The sequence below is a fragment of the Methylomonas sp. 2BW1-5-20 genome, assembly GCF_052474515.1.
Genome location: NZ_CP184127.1, coordinates 2,639,609 through 2,658,057, shown reverse-complemented (window position 1 = coordinate 2,658,057; position 18,449 = coordinate 2,639,609). Strand labels below are relative to the sequence as shown.

Annotated in this window: 12 protein-coding genes, 2 tRNA genes and 3 rRNA genes; 9 read left to right on the top strand and 8 right to left on the bottom strand. The window is 50.3% G+C overall.

The genetic code is table 11. The features are described from left to right. The first annotated feature begins 114 nt into the window (after positions 1–114). The 6 genes from ACH50O_RS12185 to grxD all read left to right on the top strand — a co-directional run bounded on the left by ACH50O_RS12185 (position 115) and on the right by grxD (position 5,909). Positions 115–1,648, top strand: a 16S ribosomal RNA gene (locus tag ACH50O_RS12185). 60 nt (positions 1,649–1,708) lie between these two features. Continuing rightward, positions 1,709–1,785 (top strand) — tRNA-Ile (locus ACH50O_RS12180). A gap of 115 nt (positions 1,786–1,900) precedes the next feature. Continuing rightward, positions 1,901–1,976, top strand: a tRNA-Ala gene (locus ACH50O_RS12175). A 320-nt stretch (positions 1,977–2,296) separates the two neighbouring features. Continuing rightward, positions 2,297–5,191, top strand: a 23S ribosomal RNA gene (locus tag ACH50O_RS12170). A 148-nt stretch (positions 5,192–5,339) separates the two neighbouring features. After that, positions 5,340–5,455 (top strand): 5S ribosomal RNA (gene rrf / locus ACH50O_RS12165). Together the 16S, 23S and 5S rRNA genes with 2 tRNA genes alongside form the textbook arrangement of a ribosomal RNA operon. Positions 5,456–5,588: 133 nt before the next feature. Then, positions 5,589–5,909: a Grx4 family monothiol glutaredoxin gene (grxD, locus tag ACH50O_RS12160; RefSeq protein ID WP_446808060.1), complete on the top strand. Its 321-nt coding sequence runs from the start codon at positions 5,589–5,591 to the stop codon at positions 5,907–5,909. 183 nt (positions 5,910–6,092) lie between these two features. Here the strand turns inward: grxD and rnt are convergent, their stop codons facing one another. Beyond that, positions 6,093–6,719, bottom strand: a complete 627-nt coding sequence (gene rnt, locus ACH50O_RS12155) for a ribonuclease T (protein WP_446808059.1) — start codon at positions 6,717–6,719, stop codon at positions 6,093–6,095. Between the two features lie 50 nt (positions 6,720–6,769). On the opposite strand from rnt, the gene ACH50O_RS12150 reads away from it, so the two are divergent. Next, the gene (locus ACH50O_RS12150) at positions 6,770–7,594 is read left to right on the top strand and encodes an MlaA family lipoprotein (protein WP_446808058.1); all 825 of its coding nucleotides are present in this window, start codon (positions 6,770–6,772) and stop codon (positions 7,592–7,594) included. A 57-nt stretch (positions 7,595–7,651) separates the two neighbouring features. Here ACH50O_RS12150 and mtaB read toward each other — a convergent pair whose 3' ends face one another. The 5 genes from mtaB to ACH50O_RS12125 all read right to left on the bottom strand — a co-directional run bounded on the left by mtaB (position 7,652) and on the right by ACH50O_RS12125 (position 13,214). After that, positions 7,652–8,941, bottom strand: coding sequence for a tRNA (N(6)-L-threonylcarbamoyladenosine(37)-C(2))-methylthiotransferase MtaB (gene mtaB, locus ACH50O_RS12145; protein WP_446808057.1), 1,290 nt, complete (start codon positions 8,939–8,941; stop codon positions 7,652–7,654). A gap of 60 nt (positions 8,942–9,001) precedes the next feature. Beyond that, positions 9,002–10,231, bottom strand: a complete 1,230-nt coding sequence (locus ACH50O_RS12140; protein ID WP_446808056.1) for a nucleoside recognition domain-containing protein — start codon at positions 10,229–10,231, stop codon at positions 9,002–9,004. Positions 10,232–10,247: 16 nt separating this feature from the next. Continuing rightward, a complete protein-coding gene (gene purB, locus ACH50O_RS12135) occupies positions 10,248–11,606 on the bottom strand; it encodes an adenylosuccinate lyase (RefSeq protein ID WP_446808055.1) in 1,359 nt (452 codons plus the stop codon). Between the two features lie 61 nt (positions 11,607–11,667). Then, positions 11,668–12,762, bottom strand: coding sequence for a tRNA 2-thiouridine(34) synthase MnmA (mnmA, locus tag ACH50O_RS12130; protein ID WP_446808054.1), 1,095 nt, complete (start codon positions 12,760–12,762; stop codon positions 11,668–11,670). After that, entirely contained in the window at positions 12,759–13,214 is a 456-nt protein-coding gene (locus ACH50O_RS12125; RefSeq protein ID WP_446808053.1) for an NUDIX hydrolase, read from the bottom strand. The genes mnmA and ACH50O_RS12125 overlap by 4 nt, the downstream gene beginning before the upstream one ends. A 125-nt stretch (positions 13,215–13,339) precedes the next feature. Between ACH50O_RS12125 and clpS the strand changes: the two genes are divergently transcribed. Together clpS and clpA are read left to right on the top strand one after the other, a co-directional pair. Continuing rightward, entirely contained in the window at positions 13,340–13,663 is a 324-nt protein-coding gene (clpS, locus tag ACH50O_RS12120) for an ATP-dependent Clp protease adapter ClpS (RefSeq protein ID WP_446808052.1), read from the top strand. 9 nt (positions 13,664–13,672) lie between these two features. Next, on the top strand, positions 13,673–15,949 hold the full coding sequence (gene clpA, locus ACH50O_RS12115; RefSeq protein ID WP_446808051.1) for an ATP-dependent Clp protease ATP-binding subunit ClpA: 2,277 nt from the start codon (positions 13,673–13,675) through the stop codon (positions 15,947–15,949). A 33-nt stretch (positions 15,950–15,982) separates the two neighbouring features. On the opposite strand, the gene infA is transcribed toward clpA, so the two are convergent. Both infA and ACH50O_RS12105 read right to left on the bottom strand, forming a co-directional pair. After that, positions 15,983–16,201: a translation initiation factor IF-1 gene (infA, locus tag ACH50O_RS12110; RefSeq protein WP_013819653.1), complete on the bottom strand. Its 219-nt coding sequence runs from the start codon at positions 16,199–16,201 to the stop codon at positions 15,983–15,985. A gap of 102 nt (positions 16,202–16,303) precedes the next feature. Continuing rightward, positions 16,304–18,415 (bottom strand): RelA/SpoT family protein, encoded by a 2,112-nt coding sequence (locus tag ACH50O_RS12105; protein ID WP_446808050.1) that lies wholly within the window; start codon positions 18,413–18,415, stop codon positions 16,304–16,306. Between the last annotated feature and the right edge of the window lie 34 nt (positions 18,416–18,449).

Genomic DNA, 18,449 nt, shown 5'->3' with positions numbered 1-18,449 from the left:
GACTATGTGCTGTTAGAAATAGTCGACACAGAAACCACGTCAATTCGCAAGAAAAGATGTTCTGTAGTCGAGCCAAGATTGGTCACTAATCTTATTTAGTGACAAGTTAAAATTAAACTGAAGAGTTTGATCATGGCTCAGATTGAACGCTGGCGGTATGCTTAACACATGCAAGTCGAACGGTAGCAGGCCTTCGGGCGCTGACGAGTGGCGGACGGGTGAGTAATGCATAGGAATCTGCCTATTAGTGGGGGACAACGTGGGGAAACTCACGCTAATACCGCATACGCCCTACGGGGGAAAGCTGGGGATCTTCGGACCTGGCGCTAATAGATGAGCCTATGTTGGATTAGCTAGTTGGTAGGGTAATGGCCTACCAAGGCGACGATCCATAGCTGGTCTGAGAGGATGATCAGCCACACTGGGACTGAGACACGGCCCAGACTCCTACGGGAGGCAGCAGTGGGGAATATTGGACAATGGGCGAAAGCCTGATCCAGCAATACCGCGTGTGTGAAGAAGGCCTGAGGGTTGTAAAGCACTTTCAATAGGAAGGAATACCTGCCGGTTAATACCCGGTAGACTGACATTACCTATACAAGAAGCACCGGCTAACTCCGTGCCAGCAGCCGCGGTAATACGGAGGGTGCAAGCGTTAATCGGAATTACTGGGCGTAAAGCGTGCGTAGGCGGTTGTTTAAGTCAGATGTGAAAGCCCTGGGCTTAACCTGGGAACTGCATTTGATACTGGGCAACTAGAGTTTAGTAGAGGGGAGTGGAATTTCAGGTGTAGCGGTGAAATGCGTAGAGATCTGAAGGAACACCAGTGGCGAAGGCGGCTCCCTGGACTAAAACTGACGCTGAGGTACGAAAGCGTGGGTAGCAAACAGGATTAGATACCCTGGTAGTCCACGCCGTAAACGATGTCAACTAACTGTTGGGTTCTTAAAGAACTTAGTAGTGGAGCTAACGTATTAAGTTGACCGCCTGGGGAGTACGGCCGCAAGGCTAAAACTCAAATGAATTGACGGGGGCCCGCACAAGCGGTGGAGCATGTGGTTTAATTCGATGCAACGCGAAGAACCTTACCTACCCTTGACATCCAGAGAATCTGTTAGAGATAGCGGAGTGCCTTCGGGAGCTCTGAGACAGGTGCTGCATGGCTGTCGTCAGCTCGTGTTGTGAAATGTTGGGTTAAGTCCCGTAACGAGCGCAACCCTTATCCTTAGTTGCCAGCGAGTCATGTCGGGAACTCTAGGGAGACTGCCGGTGATAAACCGGAGGAAGGTGGGGACGACGTCAAGTCATCATGGCCCTTATGGGTAGGGCTACACACGTGCTACAATGGCCGGTACAGAGGGCTGCGAACTCGCGAGAGTAAGCTAATCCCAAAAAGCCGGTCCCAGTCCGGATCGCAGTCTGCAACTCGACTGCGTGAAGTCGGAATCGCTAGTAATCGCGGATCAGAATGCCGCGGTGAATACGTTCCCGGGCCTTGTACACACCGCCCGTCACACCATGGGAGTGGGTTGCAAAAGAAGTAGGTAGTTTAACCTTCGGGAGGGCGCTTACCACTTTGTGATTCATGACTGGGGTGAAGTCGTAACAAGGTAGCCCTAGGGGAACCTGGGGCTGGATCACCTCCTTACAAAGACGGCACACCGTTACACGTACTCACAACAAATTATTTCGATTGAAAGACGCACCTGGGTCTGTAGCTCAGTTGGTTAGAGCGCACCCCTGATAAGGGTGAGGTCGGAGGTTCAACTCCTCCCAGACCCACCAACGCATAAAAGGCGAAAGCGACAAGGCGGAAAATGATCAGACAACAATTCTGGGTAGACTGGAACGTTGAATGGATTCGGATTTCGGCTTGAGTCTTGGTCTTTAGTCTGTTTTAGGGGCCATAGCTCAGCTGGGAGAGCGCCTGCCTTGCACGCAGGAGGTCGGGAGTTCGATCCTCCCTGGCTCCACCATTACGCTGAACGCTGAGGGTAACCAGTTCGTCAAATGTAAGCACTTGGATGTGGACATCAGCGCTATACAGTTTTATCCCAAAATAGAGATAAAGACTTTATAGCATTGGTATTCCTACCAATAGCTCTTTAACAATATGGAAATCTGTAACTATAGTAACGATCGGAAACGATCGAAACTGAAACGAGTTGCGGTTTGAATGATGTCAATGTCGAAAGATAAAGACAGCAAGCAAACAGCATGTCGTTCTCAAGCAGAAAAAATCAGCGAAAATGTCAGCTGACAGTATAACCAAAGTACAGACGTATTCGGGTTATATGGTCAAGTGAATAAGCGCATACGGTGAATGCCTAGGCAGTAAGAGGCGATGAAGGACGTTGTAGCATGCGAAAAGCTTTGGGGAGCCTGCAAACCGGCTGTGATCCAGAGATGTCCGAATGGGGAAACCCGGCGTGCATAAGCACGTCATCTTTGAGTGAATACATAGCTCACTGAAGCGAACCCGGAGAACTGAAACATCTAAGTACCCGGAGGAAAAGAAATCAACCGAGATTCCCTAAGTAGTGGCGAGCGAACGGGGACTAGCCCTTAAGCTAGGATAAGGTTAGTGGAACGGTCTGGAAAGTCCGGCGATACAGGGTGATAGCCCCGTACACGAAAACCTTTTTTTAGTGAAATCGAGTAGGTCGGAGCACGTGAAACTTTGACTGAATATGGGGGGACCATCCTCCAAGGCTAAATACTCCTTACTGACCGATAGTGAACTAGTACCGTGAGGGAAAGGCGAAAAGAACCGCGGAGAGCGGAGTGAAATAGAACCTGAAACCGTATGCGTACAAGCAGTGGGAGCCCCTTCGTGGGGTGACTGCGTACCTTTTGTATAATGGGTCAGCGACTTACATTTTGTGGCAAGCTTAACCGAATAGGGGAGGCGTAGCGAAAGCGAGTCTTAATAGGGCGTTTAGTCGCAAGGTGTAGACCCGAAACCGGGCGATCTATCCATGGCCAGGCTGAAGGTTGGGTAATACTAACTGGAGGGCCGAACCCACGTCTGTTGAAAAAGACGGGGATGAGCTGTGGATCGGAGTGAAAGGCTAATCAAGCTCGGAGATAGCTGGTTCTCCTCGAAAGCTATTTAGGTAGCGCCTCGTGTATCACTGCTGGGGGTAGAGCACTGTTTCGGCTAGGGGGTCATCCCGACTTACCAACCCGATGCAAACTCCGAATACCAGCAAGTGCAAGCACGGGAGACACACGGCGGGTGATAAGGTCCGTCGTGAAAAGGGAAACAGCCCAGACCGTCAGCTAAGGTCCCCAAATCTATGCTCAGTGGGAAACGATGTGGAAAGGCACAGACAGCCAGGAGGTTGGCTTAGAAGCAGCCATCCTTTAAAGAAAGCGTAATAGCTCACTGGTCGAGTCGGTCTGCGCGGAAGATTTACCGGGGCTAAGCATAGTACCGAAGCTACGGATTTACACGTAAGTGTGAGTGGTAGAGGAGCGTTCCGTACGCCTGCGAAGGTGCATTGAGAAGTGTGCTGGAGGTATCGGAAGTGCGAATGCTGACATAAGTAACGATAAAGGGGGTGAAAAACCCCCTCGCCGAAAACCCAAGGTTTCCTGCGCAACGTTAATCGACGCAGGGTTAGTCGGCACCTAAGGCGAGGCTGAAAAGCGTAGTCGATGGAAAACAGGTTAATATTCCTGTACCAGTAGTAACTGCGATGGGGTGACGGAGAAGGCTATATCAGCTGTCGGTTGGAAGTGGCAGTTTAAGCAGGTAGGCATGCATCTTAGGCAAATCCGGGGTGCTCTATGCTGAGACGTGATGACGAGCGGTTCGAAAGAACAGCGAAGTGATAGATGCCCTGCTTCCAGGAAAAACCTCTAAGCTTCAGGTTACTAGTGGCCGTACCCTAAACCGACACAGGTGGGTGGGATGAAAATTCTAAGGCGCTTGAGAGAACCCAGGTGAAGGAACTAGGCAAAATGATACCGTAACTTCGGGAGAAGGTATGCCGTTGATAAGTGAAGTCCCTCGCGGATGGAGCGTAAGGCGGTTGCAAAAAATCGGTGGCTGCGACTGTTTAGCAAAAACATAGCACTCTGCAAACACGAAAGTGGACGTATAGGGTGTGACGCCTGCCCGGTGCTGGAAGGTTAATTGATGGGGTTATCTTCGGAGAAGCTCTTGATCGAAGCCCCAGTAAACGGCGGCCGTAACTATAACGGTCCTAAGGTAGCGAAATTCCTTGTCGGGTAAGTTCCGACCTGCACGAATGGCGTAACGATGGCCACACTGTCTCCACCTGGGACTCAGTGAAATTGAAATCGCTGTGAAGATGCAGTGTACCCGCGGCTAGACGGAAAGACCCCGTGCACCTTTACTATAGCTTGACACTGGACTTTGAACCTACTTGTGTAGGATAGGTGGGAGGCTTTGAAGCGGGAACGCCAGTTCTCGTGGAGCCAACCTTGAAATACCACCCTGGTATGTTTGGAGTTCTAACCTCGACCCGTTATCCGGGTTAGGGACAGTGTCTGGTGGGTAGTTTGACTGGGGCGGTCTCCTCCTAAAGAGTAACGGAGGAGCACGAAGGTACCCTCAGCCTGGTCGGAAATCAGGCAATGAGTGCAAAGGCATAAGGGTGCTTGACTGCGAGACGGACAAGTCGAGCAGGTACGAAAGTAGGTCTTAGTGATCCGGTGGTTCTGTATGGAAGGGCCATCGCTCAACGGATAAAAGGTACGCCGGGGATAACAGGCTGATACCGCCCAAGAGTTCATATCGACGGCGGTGTTTGGCACCTCGATGTCGGCTCATCACATCCTGGGGCTGAAGCAGGTCCCAAGGGTATGGCTGTTCGCCATTTAAAGTGGTACGCGAGCTGGGTTCAGAACGTCGTGAGACAGTTCGGTCCCTATCTGCCGTGGGCGTTTGAGATTTGAGGGAAGCTGCTCCTAGTACGAGAGGACCGGAGTGGACGAACCTCTGGTGTTCCGGTTGTCATGCCAATGGCATTGCCGGGTAGCCACGTTCGGACAGGATAACCGCTGAAAGCATCTAAGCGGGAAGCCCCTCCCAAGATGAGATCTCACTGGGACTTTAAGTCCCCTGAAGGGCCGTCGGAGACTACGACGTTGATAGGCACGGTGTGGAAGCGCAGTAATGTGTGAAGCTAACGTGTACTAATTGCCCGTGAGGCTTGACCATATAACACCCAATGCGTTTGGGTCAGGTCAGATGACAAGCTGATAACCAACTGAGAACGACAAACTCGATACAGATTTCCATGAAGGCAGGTCAAAGCGAAATGCTTAGGACCTGTGCATGACGGCTGCAAAACAGCCTAACCAGTTTGCTTGGTGAACATAGCGAGCGTGAACCACCCGATCCCATCCCGAACTCGGAAGTGAAACCGCTTAGCGCCGATGATAGTGTGGCAGGTTGCCATGTGAAAGTAGGTCATCGCCAAGCGCCTAAACCAAAAGCCCTGCTGATACCAGCAGGGCTTTTTTTTTGACCGTTTGCTCCGCAGCGGTAACCGCTTTAAATTTGCAACAGCGGTTGCTAGAATCGGGCGATGTTAATTTTTTGAGTGAGAATAGCCATGAGTGCAATAGAACGAATCCAAGCCCAATTAACCGGTAACCCGGTAGTGTTGTACATGAAGGGCACGCCCGATTTTCCGCAGTGCGGGTTTTCCAGTCGAGTGGTTCAAGTCTTGGAGGCCTGTAATGCGGCGTATGCGCACGTTAACATCTTTGACGATCCGGAACTGCGCGAAGCCCTCAAGGCCTATTCAAACTGGCCTACCTATCCTCAGCTATATGTCCAAGGCGAGTTGATCGGCGGCTGCGACATCGTTTTGGATTTGTACAGCAAAGGCGAGCTGACGACATTACTGGCAGGTGCCGGCGCTACGCTTTAAATATATTCAATGGCTTTAAACTGCTAGGAATGTAGAGTTCTTTTAATCAACAAACCTTCGTCGTTACTTTCTGTCCGATAAACACAGTGAGGACTTAGCCAATAAATAACGGAGGTTAAGCGCGGCTCGCCGTCACAGGTTTCTGATGGGCGTTATGTGTTCTAGGTCGCTAATTGAATAGATTTATGAAGCTTCTAACTCGCTTAATTTTTTCCAACGGTTGATAATCAAACAAAATAATTCAGCGGTTTGTTCGGCGTCGTAAAGTGCTGAATGGGCTCGTTCGTTATCCCACGCTAAGCCGGCTGCTTGAGCTATTTTTGCTAGTACAGTTTGGCCATAAACTAAGCCGCCCAGTGTTGCGGTATCGAAGCTGCTGAAAGGGTGAAACGGGCTTCTCTTATGGTTGGTACGCTCAATCGCAGCATTTAAGAAGTTTATGTCGAATGCGGGGTTATGGCCGACCAGAATTGCCCGTTTGCAGTCATTACGTTTTACTGCTGCTTTGATTGGAATAAATAGTTTGTTAAGCGCATCCTTTTCTTCTATTGCCATACGGAATGGATGAAAGGGATCGATGCCGGTAAATTTCAGCGCGGCTTCATCCAGCTCGGAGTTTTTAAAAGGAATAATGTTGCTGTGATGTTTTTCGGTGATATGCAACCAACCCTCGGCGTCCGGCTCGACGATCACAGCTGCGATTTCCAGCAGTGGATTTTTTTTTGAATTAAAGCCGGCGGTCTCTATATCGACAATGACAGGAAGGTAGCCTCGGAAACGGTTACCTAACGGATTTTGGGTTATTTCCATTGAGTTGTGGTTGGCTAGAAAAGTTAGTTGTATGGTATGTTACGTGAGTTTTGGATAGGTATAAACAATATTCAATTGATGAGGTGATGGTTATGCAAGACGGGAAAAAAGGTTGGATGATCGTAGGGCTCTTAACAATACTGAGCGGTTGCGCAACAACCCATGGCGCTAACCCAAAAGACCCTTGGGAGGGTTGGAACAGAAGTGCGCAATCATTTAACGACGGCGTAGACGACTATGTCATGAAACCGGTTGCCAAGGGCTATGATTGGGTTATGCCCGATTTTGCCAACCAAGCTGTTACCAATTTCTTCAGCAATATTGACGACATTGGGGTTTGCACCAACGATGTGTTACAAGGAAAGTTCGCCCAATCCGGTCAGGACGGCGCACGTTTTCTGGTTAATACTACTGCGGGTGTGGCCGGTCTGATCGACATCGGGACGATGATAAACTTGCCTAAACACAATGAAGATTTTGATCAAACTCTCGGTTATTGGGGAATTCCGACGGGTCCTTATCTGGTATTGCCATTTTTTGGACCAAGTTCGCCGCGCGGCGTATTTGGGTTGGTAGGGGACGCGGCGATGAATCCCTTTACCTATGCCGGCATTTATTTGAATCCTAGCTGGATAGGCGCTGCCTCCTCAATAGGTCCTGGAGCATTGAAAGTGATCGATGCGCGTTCCGACCTCCTTGGTATGGAAAGAGTGGCCTCGGAAGCCGCGATCGATCGCTACGAATTTTTCAAAAATGCTTATCTTTCCAGACGTAACTATCTGATTCACGATGGCAATGTGCCGGAAGACGACGTGTTGAAATACGATGAGTCGCAAGGCGGTGGGCGCGGACCGCTCGACCCCAATCCGTATTAATACGGCTCTTTTACTCGGATATAATTCGGCCGTAAAGCGTTTGCTTTACGGCCTTTTTTATTGCGCTAATTTTATTTGGACGAAATCTTGTTCGGCCTGAATCAACATCGCAGGGATAATTTGATTCTCCAATAATGTATCTGCGGATACATCGCAAGCAGTCCGGATATAGTTTGGTGTATAGCCAAAATAGCGGATATAACCGTTAGTTAGCGATTCCGTATGCCCTTCCCATAAAACATGTGCCAGTAAGCCCATGTTTTCCTCGACAAACTTCCGCTTCATCGTTTCAGCTAGTTCGTGCAATAGCCGGCTTCGATATTTTTTGATTTCTTGGCCGATCTGATCGGGCAAATTGGCAGCTTTCGTGCCTTCGCGCGGCGAGTAACTGAAAATGTGGATGTGACCGAAACCGATGCTTTTAATGTATTCGTAACTCTCCTGCCATTCTTGTTCGGTTTCGCCCGGAAAGCCGACGATAATATCGGTGGTGATATTGAAATGAGGAATGGTCTTTCTGGCCAGATTGACAATTTCCCTAAATTCCTCGGTTTTGCAGCGTCTGGCCATGCGTCTCAGCACGCTGTCGCTGCCGCTTTGCAAAGGCAGGTGCAGATGAGGCATCAATCTTGGATTCTTAAATAAATCGAAGAATCCGTCTGGCAGTTCCCAAGGTTCCAGTGAACCTAGCCTTAAGCGGGGAATCTCGGTTTTTTCCAGGATTTCTGAAATCAACTCAACCAGATTGCTGCCGATTTCGCCGCCGTACCCGCCCAAGTGTACGCCGGTAATGATGGCTTCTTGAATGCCTTGGCTGTGCAATAAATTGATTTCGTCAACCACTTCCTGAGTTGAGCGGCTGCGTTCTTCGCCACGAGCGACGGTGACGATGCAAAATGTGCATCGGTAGCGGCAACCGTCTTGAACCTTGACGAATGCACGTTGACGGCCACGGCTGAACAATGAGACTTCCCCTGGCTCGGCGGACATCACCGGCATGCTATCCAGATTCAGCTCGGTCAGGGTTTTTTCCACCAATTGGTTTTTATCCTTGTTGCTGACGATTAAATCCACGCCCATTAATTGCGCGGCTTCGCTTTCGTTCAAGGTCGCGTAGCAGCCGCTCACCACCAATTTGGCTTGCGGGTTGTCGCGGTGAATACGCCGGATCAGTTGCTTGGACTTTTTTACCGCATCCTGAGTTACTGCGCAGGAATTGATGATCACCAATTGTGCGTCGCTCAAGTTGCGGGTGATGCTGTGACCGCCGGCTTGAAAGGCTTGCGCCCAGGTTTCGAGTTCTGCTTCGTTGAGACGGCAGCCTAGAGTTTTAAGATGTATCTGCATGTATGTGTTTAAAAGCCTAGGGTATGTTGGCATGGCGCCATGCACCTTTAATCAAAATAATTAACCAAAAAACCAATAAGTTACCAAAATAGAGGAAACAATCCCGCCTAGATCGGCAATGATGCCGCAGGCGGCGGCATGGCGTATCTGTTTAATGTTCACCGCGCCGAAATACACGGCCAACACATAAAACGTGGTCTCGGTGCTGCCTTGCACCACCGACGCTAGTCGGCCGGCAAAGGAGTCGGCCCCGTGGGTTTGCATGGTGTCTATCATCATCGCCCGCGCACCACTGCCGCTGAACGGCTTCATTAACGCGGTCGGCAGGCCGTCGATGAAGCGGTTGTCGATGCCGGCAACATTGACCAATAGCCTGGCGCCGGCGGTAATCAATTCCAAGGCGCCGCTGGCCCGGAACACCCCAAATGCAACCAGCATCGCCACCAGATAAGGAATGATAGTAATTGCGGTGTGAAAACCGTGTTTGGCGCCTTCCACGAACAGTTCGTAAGCGTTCAGACGCTTGTGAGCTGCCGCGGCGATAAACGAAATTACTAGGCTGAACAGGATAACGTGACTGACCAAAGCCGATTGCTTGAGCATGTTCGCCTGATCCAGCCCTGCGAAGTAAGCTAAAATTCCGCCGACCAGTGCCGTGATGCCGCCCAAATAAGTCATCACAACCTTGTCTAGCAGATTGATCTTCTGCACAGCAGCGACGGCGAGCAGGCCGGTTAGCGTCGACATGTAGGTGGCGATCAATATAGGGATGAATACGTCGGTCGGATTGGCGGCGCCAAGCTGAGCCCGGTAAGCGAAGATCGTTACCGGAAACAGCGTCACCGACGAGGTGTTGATCACCAGAAACAATATCTGCGCGTCGCTGGCTCGTTCGGGATGTGGATTCAGGGTTTGCATTTCCTGCATGGCCTTGATGCCCATTGGCGTCGCGGCATTATCCAGGCCCAGCATGTTGGCGGCGATGTTCATTACCATTGCGCCCAGAGCCGGATGATCTTTTGGTATCTCCGGCATCAGGCGGCTAAACAATGGATTAAGGGCCTTGGTCAATAGATCGATGAAACCGCTGTGCTCGCCGATTTTCATGATGCCCAGCCACAAGGCCAGCACGCCGCTAAGCCCCAGCGAGATTTCGAACGCGGTTTTGGATAGACTGAACATCGCGTTCATCAACTCGGAAAATACCTTAGTGTCACCTAGCACCAGCAGCTTGAAGGCGGCGGTGGCGAAGGCGGTCAGGAAGAAAAATATCCAGATGAAGTTCAGCAACAACCTGTCCTGGTGTTTAACCGATTTTCTTGGCTAAATCTGCCGCATAACCGGTGTAACTGTGCGGTGTCAGCGCCAGCAATTCGGCCTTGGCGGAATCTGGGATTTCCAGCTTTTCGACGAAGGCGCGCATGCCGTCGCCGGTGACACGTTGGCCGCGAGTGAGTTCTTTCAGTTTTTCGTAAGGCTTTTCGACACCGTAACGGCGCATCACGGTTTGAATCGGCTCGGCCAACACTTCCCAGTTTTGATCCAGATCTTGGTCCAGCAAAGCCGGGTTGATTTCCAGTTTGGAAATGCCTTTCAAGGTCGATTGGATGGCGATGCTGGTGTGAGCGATGCCGACGCCAATGTTGCGCAACACGGTCGAGTCGGTCAAATCGCGCTGCCAACGCGATACCGGCAATTTGTCGGCCAGAAAACCGAAGATTGCATTCGCCATACCCAGATTGCCTTCGGAGTTTTCGAAGTCGATAGGATTGACCTTGTGCGGCATGGTCGAGGAGCCGACTTCGCCGGCGATGGTTTTTTGCTTGAAATAACCCAGTGAAATATAGCCCCAGACGTCGCGGTCGAAGTCCAGCAAGATGGTATTGAAGCGCGACAAGGCGTGGAAAAATTCGGCCATGTAATCGTGCGGTTCGATCTGAATGGTGTAGGGATTGAAAGTCAGGCCCAGCGACTCGACAAAAGTTTGCGCGAACGCCGCCCAATCGACATCCGGATAGGCGACGCTATGGGCGTTGTAATTGCCGACCGCACCGTTGATCTTGCCCAGAAGTTCGACTTTAGCCAGCTGGTTGCGTTGGCGCTGCATACGGGCGACGACGTTGGCGAATTCCTTGCCAACCGTGGTTGGCGTCGCCGACTGACCGTGGGTGCGCGATAGCATCGGTTGTTCGGCGCTATCCAAAGCCAGTTTTTTGATGGTGTCTATCGTGGCGTCGATCTCGGCCAGCATCAGGCTGCGGCCTTCTTTCAACATCAAGGCATACGACAGGTTGTTGATATCTTCCGAGGTGCAGGCGAAGTGGATGAATTCGTTGACGGCATGCAGTTCAGTGTTGCCTTTGATTTTTTCCTTCAGGAAATACTCGACCGCCTTGACGTCGTGGTTGGTGGTTTTTTCAATGTCTTTGACGGTTTGGGCATCGGCTTCGGAGAAATTGCTGACGATGCTGTTCAACATCGTAATCGCATCGGCCGACAAAGCCGGCACTTCGACTATCTTGGCTTCGGCGGCCAAAGCTTGCAGCCAGCGAACTTCTACTTCAACCCGATAGCGGATCAAGCCGTATTCGCTGAAAATAGGGCGCAAGGCGTCGACTTTGTTGGCGTAACGGCCGTCGATGGGGGAGATGGCAGTGAGGGTCATGATGGTTTCCTATCTTGAATGTGAGATGAGCTTTATTGTGTTCATCCCATCTTGCATGGATTTATTGGTTGTATTTGGATTCGATGATGCCGCCGCCTAAGCAAATCTCGCCGGCATAAAACACAACGGATTGCCCTGGTGTAATCGCTCTTTGCGATTGGTCGAAGCGAACTATGACGCGCAGACCGCCATCCAGCGGTTCGACAACGCAATCCTGATCCGGTTGGCGGTAACGAGTCTTGGCCGCGCAGCGTAGCGGTCCGCTCAACGGCTCATTGCCGCACCAGTCCAGTTGTCCAGCTTCCAGGGTGTTGTGCAGCATCAGCGGATGTTCGTGGCCCTGGCCGACTATCAGCACATTGTTGTCCAAGTCTTTTTCCAATACGAACCAAGGTTCGTCAGGCGCGTCCTTGACGCCGCCTATGCCCAACCCTTGGCGTTGGCCCAGGGTGTAATACATCAGGCCGTGGTGCTTCCCGATATATTGGCCTTCGGGAGTGCGCATTTCGCCGGGTTGATGAGGCAGGTAGCGTTGCAGGAATTCCTTGAACTTACGCTCGCCGATGAAGCAGATGCCGGTGCTGTCTTTCTTGCGACTGTTGGCAAACCCTGCTTTATCGGCCATGGCCCGAATTTCAGGTTTATGCAGGTGGCCGATCGGGAACAGGGTTCGCGATAAAGCTTTCTGGCCCATTGCGTATAAGAAATAGCTTTGTTCCTTGTTGGGATCCAGGCCTTTCAATAGTTGAAATTCGTCGTCTTGTTCGCGAACGCGGGCGTAATGGCCGGTGGCAATATATTCGGCACCCAGGTCTTCGATTGCGTAATCCAAAAACGCTTTGAATTTGACGTGTTTATTACAAAGGATGTCGGGATTGGGTGTCCGGCCGGCTTTAAACTCCGACAAAAACACTGCAAATACGTCGTCCCAGTATTCGGCGGCGAAGTTGACAGTCTTAAGCTCTATGCCCAATTTGTCGCAGACCTGCTGTGCATCGGCCAAATCTTCCATTGCAGTACAATATTCGGTACCGTCGTCCTCTTCCCAGTTTTTCATGAACAAACCGGTGACCTTGTGGCCTTGTTCTTGCAGGATTAATGCGGTGACGGAAGAGTCGACGCCGCCGGACATGCCGACGATGATATGTTTACTCATTCTAAATCGAGAAAAGACTGTAAGATGGTAAGCGGATAACGGTGGCCTTTCAGGTATTCGTCCACTGTAGTTAATACCAAAGGGCTGCGTAATTGTTGGCGCTTAGCGTAAATTTCATTGCGGCTTAACCAATGAGTGTCGATAATGCCGTCATCGAGAGGTTGTTCTGGATTGTGGTTGTTGACCGTGCCGGAAAAGCAGAAGCGAACAAAACTGGGCATATGTGGATTTCTACGCCATAGTTGTGTGGCGATTAACGCCTCCGGTTCAAATTGCCAAGCGGTTTCCTCCCACACTTCGCGTTTGACGGCGCTGATTAAATCTTCACCTTCTTCCAAATGACCTGCCGGCTGATTGAACGCAAGGCCTCGAGCCGTTGTCTCTTCAACCAGCAGAAAGCGGCCGTCTTTTTCGATCACGGCGGCTACGGTGACGTGAGGTTTCCAAACCATGATGTTGATAGAAAACGGTAAAAGGCGCGCATTTTACTAGAAATGTTTTTTATATGCCTAAAGATTGAAATTTAATGTTTAAGACGCTATTTTTAAGACCACAATGATTCGCAGCACCAAAGCTTATGTCCGATTTTGAACCCTTGAAAGATGTTGACGGTAATACTGCGCTGCAAGAAGCCAAACCGCAGCTGAAAAGACCGCCGCTATATAAGGTTATGTTGCTTAACGACGACTTTACGCCTATGGATTTTGTCGTCGAAATATTGACTGATTTTTTTAACATGAGCGAAGAGAAAGCAACGCAGGTGATGTTGCAAGTGCATACGCAGGGTGTAGGCGTTTGCGGTACCTATACCAAAGACGTTGCTGAAACCAAAGTACATATTGTTAATGAATATTCCCGCGAGCATCATCACCCGCTGATGTGCACGATGGAAGAGGCGTGAGGAGTAACCATGCTAAGTAAAGAACTTGAAGTGACATTGAATGCTGCTTTTACCGGAGCTCATGCCAAACGACACGAATTCATTACGGTCGAGCACTTGTTGCTGGCTTTGTTGGACAACGTCACGACGATACCGATTTTGATCGCCTGCGGCTGCAATGTAAATGCGTTACGGGCCGAGTTAACGCGGTTTATAGACGAAACCATTTCCCTGATTCCGGAAGGTATCCAGCGAGAAACCCAACCGACTTTAGGTTTTCAGCGCGTGTTGCAGCGTGCGGTTTTTCATGTGCAGGCCTCCGATAAAAAAGAAGTGACCGGTGCCAATTTATTCGTCGCGTTATTTAGCGAGCAGGATTCGCATGCGGTTTATCTTTTGAATAAACAGGATATTACTCGACTTGACGTCGTAAATTATCTGGCGCATGGGGTCTCCAAAATCGAGCAGTTCAGAAAAGAGAGCAGCGAAGAGCCGGAAGCCGAGCGTGGCGCCAATGAAGCCTTGTCCAGTCCGTTGGAAAAATATGCAACCAACCTGAACGACGAAGCGCTTAAAGGCAATATCGACCCGCTGATCGGCCGCGAACTGGAAGTGGAAAGAACCATTCAAGTGCTTTGCCGCCGGCGCAAAAACAATCCTCTTTTGGTAGGGGAAGCCGGTGTAGGTAAAACCGCGATTGCTGAAGGTTTGGCGAAAAGAATTGTCGAAGAGCAAGTTCCCGATATATTGCTTAACAGCGTTATTTATTCCTTGGATATGGGTGCGCTGGTTGCAGGTACCAAATACCGTGGTGACTTTGAAAAGCGCTTGAAGGCCTTAATAAATCAGCTGAAAAAAGAACCCGACTCGATTTTATTTATCGATGAAATTCACACCATTATTGGAGCGGGTTCTGCGTCCGGCGGGGTGATGGATGCGTCCAATTTGATTAAGCCGGTATTGGCGTCGGGGCAACTGCGTTGTATCGGTTCCACCACATATCAGGAATATCGCGGTATTTTCGAAAAAGACCATGCCTTGGCGCGGCGCTTTCAGAAAATCGATGTGATAGAGCCTTCAATCGAAGACACTGTGCTGATATTGAAAGGCTTGAAATCGCGCTTTGAGGAGCATCACGGTCTGAAATACACGCAAGAAGCGTTGCGACTGGCGGTGGAATTATCGGCACGCTATATCACCGATAGACATTTGCCGGACAAAGCCATCGACGTGATCGACGAGGCTGGAGCCAGACAGCGTTTGTTTGCCGGCGTGGAACGTAAAGATCTGATTGATACCGCCGAGATTGAAGAAATTGTCGCTAAAATTGCCAGGGTGCCGGCCCAATCGGTATCGTCCAACGATATCGATAAGCTATCCAATCTGGAAAAGAATCTGAAAATGCTGGTATTCGGTCAAGACGAGGCTATTTCAGAGTTGGCTTCAGCTATCAAATTGTCGAGGGCGGGTTTGCGGGATACCACGAAAACCATAGGTTCCTTCCTGTTTGCTGGCCCTACCGGTGTCGGCAAAACCGAAGTGACCCGGCAGCTAGCCAAAGTATTGGGTATAGAATTAATTCGTTTCGATATGTCGGAGTACATGGAGCGGCATACCGTATCGCGTTTAATCGGCGCGCCTCCGGGTTATGTCGGCTTTGATCAGGGTGGGTTGTTGACCGAAGCGGTGACCAAGCATCCGCATGCTGTGTTGTTATTGGACGAATTGGAGAAAGCTCATCCGGATGTGTTCAACCTGTTATTGCAGGTGATGGACCACGGCACCTTGACCGATAATAACGGCCGTAAAGCCGATTTCAGAAATATCATCTTGATCATGACCACCAATGCCGGTGCGGAGGAAAGCAGTCGGGCATCTATCGGTTTCACCCAGCAAAACCATGCTTCGGATAGTATGAAAGTGATCGAGCGGGGTTTTTCGCCGGAATTTAGAAATCGTCTGGATGCGATTGTTCAATTCAAACCGTTGGATATGGCCGTAGTCGGTAGCGTGGTCGATAAGTTTATTTTCGAACTGGAAGCGGTGCTGGCGGATAAAAATGTCACGTTGACTTTGGAGCCGGCGGCGCGGGCGTGGCTGGCCGAGCACGGTTGCGATCCGAAAATGGGTGCAAGGCCAATGGCGCGTTTGATTCAGGAAAAGGTCAAAAAGCCGCTGGCTGAAGATCTATTGTTCGGTCGTTTGGCGAATGGCGGGCATGTGCGCGTTCACGTCGAGAACGATGCGCTGGCTTTTGCCATCGAGAGCAAACAGCTAATCGTTTCTGAATTGAATCAAGTCGTGTAGAACGAGGGAAGCAATCGCTTTCCCGGAGACGGGTTAGCGATTGCGGAAGGTGATACGGCCTTTTGTCAGGTCGTAAGGTGTCATTTCTACGCGGACTTTATCGCCGGTCAGGATGCGGATATAGTGTTTACGCATTTTGCCGGAGATATGGGCGGTAACGATATGACCGTTTTCCAATTCGACCCGAAACATAGTATTGGGCAGGGTGTCGATAACCTTGCCATCCATTTCAATCTGATCTTCTTTTGCCATAGTTAAAGCTCTAAACTTAAAACGGCTATGTTAGCATGAATCCTCAGCCGAGCTTCTAAAAAAGTCTCCTACACAGGCGAATTAGCCGTCACTACTGGCCCTTCAGACTTTTCTCCTAACTTCAATAATATTCGGTAAATGGCTGATACGCGTCAGTACTAGACTGAGCTGCGCGGTGTTTTCAATTTGAATCGTCATGTTCAGGATTGCGGATAAATCGTCGTGAGTCTTCAGTGAGGCACTGCTGATATGCACTTTGCCCGCAGCCAATACCTGTGAAACATCGTTCAGTAAATTTTGGGCGTTAAAGGCATGAATCATAATAGGTACGCTGTGGTGTACGGTTTGTTGGCCGCTCCAATCGGCTCTCAACAATTGCAGTTGTTGCTCGGGCGATAAATGGCGGATATTCTCGCAGTCGCGGCGGTGAATGGTAATGCCGCGCTTGTGCGAGATAAAGCCGATAATGTCGTCACCTTTTACCGGCGAGCAGCAATGCGCCAGCGTGGTGACCACATTATCGATATCGTCTATCGTCACCGCCGACTGCGGATTGGCTTTGCTGGCTACCAGCTTGATCGGCGTAGGCTCCAATTCCGGGATTTTCAGCGCGCCCGCCAATTGCCTGTTGTTAATGTCGCCGTGACCAAGCGCTTCGTAAAAATGTTCCGCGTCCGCGAATTTAAAATGTTTTAACAATTCGTTGATGTCGACCGTTTTTAAACCCAGCCGTTTGCTCTCTTTATCCAGCAGCAATTTGCCGCCGGCGATATTCTCGGCTTGCTGCTGTTGTTTGAACCAGCTTTTTACCTTGCTGATTGCGCGCGGTGTTTTTAGATAACCCAAGTTGGGATTCAGCCAATTATGATTGGGCTGACCGTTTTTGACGGTGATGATTTCCACCTGTTCCCCGGAACACAGTTTGTAAGTCAGTGGTTTGATCTGGCCGTTGACCTTGGCGCCTCGGCAGCTATGACCGACTTCGGTATGGATTGCATAAGCAAAATCCAGCGGCGTAGCACCTTTAATCAAATCGATCAATTTACCTGCCGGCGTCAGCACGAATACCCGGTCGGAAAACAATTCGGTATGGAAGTTTTCCAACAAATTTGCGGCGCTATCCTTGTCTTCCAATAATTGCCTGAGCGAGGCGATGTTTTTCTCGGTGGCGGCGTTGAATTTACTGCCTTCTTTATAGCGCCAGTGCGCAGCAACTCCCAATTCGGCGAAGTCGTGCATGGCTTTGGTGCGGATCTGAATTTCGATACGGTTGCCGTCTTCATCCAAAACCACGGTATGCAACGATTGATAGCCGTTTTCCTTGGGGTTGGCGATGTAATCGTCGAATTCGCGTGGAATATGCTGCCAATGACTATGTGCCAAGCCCAGCACCATATAACAAGCCGACAAGCTATCGACGACCACCCGAACCGCCAATAAGTCGTAAAGCTCGTCTATCCCCAAGTGCTTGCGGCGCATTTTGTTCCAGATGCTATAGATATGTTTAGGCCTGCCGTAAATTTTGGCTTCGATACCTTCTTTTATTAATTGGTCGTTGAGCGCGGCTAAAAATCGTTCGATACACGATTGCCGCTGTTCCCGATTTACCGCCAGCGATTCGGTGACAAAACGGTAGTTTTCCGGGTCGAGGTAGCGAAACGCCAAGTCTTCCAGTTCCCATTTAAATTGATTGATACCCAAGCGGTTGGCCAGCGGCGCATAGATGTCCAGCGTTTCTCGGGCAATGAAACGGCGAATATCGTCTTGCTCGTGTTGCAAGCCCCGGAGCCGTTGAATGCGGAACGCTAATTTAATCAACACCGCGCGTACGTCGTGGGTCATGGCCAGCAGCATGCGCCGTAAAATCTCGGCCTGATTGGGCTGATTCGCCATCTCGGTGCTGTAGATGCTAACTTTGTTCAGCCAGGAGACGTCTTTAACCAGATCTGCAACCACTGGCCCGAATTGATCGCGGATTGTGATTTCGTTGAGTTTGCCGTCGACACGCGAGTCGCTGAGTAGCGCCGTTAAAATGGTTTCCAGATCGACATGCACGCTCATTAAAATTGTCGCCACATCGATGCCGCGCGGACGGGCAGAGTCAGGGCAACCGGCTGTTAAACGGGCTATCAGCGTTAGCGCTTTTTCGATCTGCAGGCTATCGGTTTCGGCAAAGCCTGGAAATAAGGTGGCGACTGGAGTGGTGTTGGTCATGCCGCTATTGTAAAACTGAATGGTGGTGGGATAG

What these genes read in the sequence shown, in the direction of transcription:
- grxD (WP_446808060.1), top strand. Translation starts at nt 5,589, where the DNA reads ATGAGTGCAATAGAACGAATCCAAGCCCAATTAACCGGTAACCCGGTA.
- rnt (WP_446808059.1), bottom strand. Translation starts at nt 6,719, where the DNA reads ATGGAAATAACCCAAAATCCGTTAGGTAACCGTTTCCGAGGCTACCTT.
- mtaB (WP_446808057.1), bottom strand. Translation starts at nt 8,941, where the DNA reads ATGCAGATACATCTTAAAACTCTAGGCTGCCGTCTCAACGAAGCAGAA.
- purB (WP_446808055.1), bottom strand. Translation starts at nt 11,606, where the DNA reads ATGACCCTCACTGCCATCTCCCCCATCGACGGCCGTTACGCCAACAAA.
- mnmA (WP_446808054.1), bottom strand. Translation starts at nt 12,762, where the DNA reads ATGAGTAAACATATCATCGTCGGCATGTCCGGCGGCGTCGACTCTTCC.
- ACH50O_RS12125 (WP_446808053.1), bottom strand. Translation starts at nt 13,214, where the DNA reads ATGGTTTGGAAACCTCACGTCACCGTAGCCGCCGTGATCGAAAAAGAC.
- clpS (WP_446808052.1), top strand. Translation starts at nt 13,340, where the DNA reads ATGTCCGATTTTGAACCCTTGAAAGATGTTGACGGTAATACTGCGCTG.
- clpA (WP_446808051.1), top strand. Translation starts at nt 13,673, where the DNA reads ATGCTAAGTAAAGAACTTGAAGTGACATTGAATGCTGCTTTTACCGGA.
- infA (WP_013819653.1), bottom strand. Translation starts at nt 16,201, where the DNA reads ATGGCAAAAGAAGATCAGATTGAAATGGATGGCAAGGTTATCGACACC.
- ACH50O_RS12105 (WP_446808050.1), bottom strand. Translation starts at nt 18,415, where the DNA reads ATGACCAACACCACTCCAGTCGCCACCTTATTTCCAGGCTTTGCCGAA.